This is a genomic window from Acidovorax sp. CF316 (genome assembly GCF_000276605.1).
Lineage (GTDB): Bacteria > Pseudomonadota > Gammaproteobacteria > Burkholderiales > Burkholderiaceae_C > Acidovorax.
The window spans coordinates 1-909 of the sequence record NZ_AKJX01000084.1; the positions used below are offsets into that span (position 1 = coordinate 1).

Genomic DNA, 909 nt, shown 5'->3' on the forward strand with positions numbered 1-909 from the left:
CGGCGGCGATAGACATTGCTTTGATGGTTTTCATGGTCTTTATCCTTGGTTTGTATGGTTGAAAGCCTGTGTGCTTTCGATAGGATAATGATAACCATGGTTACTATTAGCTTGTTTACAATAAGTGCTGGTATTGCAAGCATGATAGTTATCGTATTGATAGGTATTCTCAATAAGTTTTTATGTACTCGTATTACACTAAGTTTTAAATATAAAAATAATAAGGAGAGGGCTTTTGTTTTTATTGAAAAAAAACAGGCGAACGCTATAAATAACAGGTTAATTTTTGTTTTGTGATTTTATGAGTTCACTTATGGATGATGCCAGGTCCTTCTCTATTTCATCATTTTCTGATTCTAATTGTTTAACCTTGGCTAATCCATCATTGATTGATTTCATTTTATGGTCAAACAGTTTTATCAAGTTTTCTTCTAAGTTAGATGCTAGCTTAGAAAATGCATTGCTATTTCCAGTCTTTTCTTGGCTTTCTGAAATTACCTTTAATGCTTGAAGCATTTCAGTTTGCACAGAATCTGATTGCAAATTCACATCTTTTTTTTCTGAATTTATCGACCTTGATATTAACGCTTTGCAAATTAGTAATGAAATAATAAGTCCAAGGATAGGGGCCAGAGGTGCCCATGATTCCTTGCTCGCCAGTACAAAGCCCGAGCTTATCAAAAAAGAGATAAACGTTCCAATTTCAGCTTTGAATTTTTTTGCGAAAACCCCCATTCATTTTAATCCTTCTTTTATTTTTTGGATTGCATGAATGTTAGGGATTAGTGATTGGACTGAGGATATAGTCTTACGCAGCTCTTGATAGAACTCGATTAAGTATCCTTCATCAATAAAGCCTTTCTTAAGCAAAAATGCTTCAAAGAAAACGCCATTCCCTATTTCGTTCTC

Annotated in this window: 1 protein-coding gene; it reads right to left on the reverse strand. The window is 34.0% G+C overall.

The genetic code is table 11. The annotated features are described in order from the left end of the window. Nucleotides 1–279 precede the first annotated feature (279 nt). Nucleotides 280–735 carry a hypothetical protein gene (locus PMI14_RS34750; protein WP_007886314.1) on the reverse strand — a complete coding sequence of 152 codons (456 nt, stop codon included), beginning with the start codon at nt 733–735 and terminating at the stop codon, nt 280–282. Nucleotides 736–909: the final 174 nt, after the last annotated feature.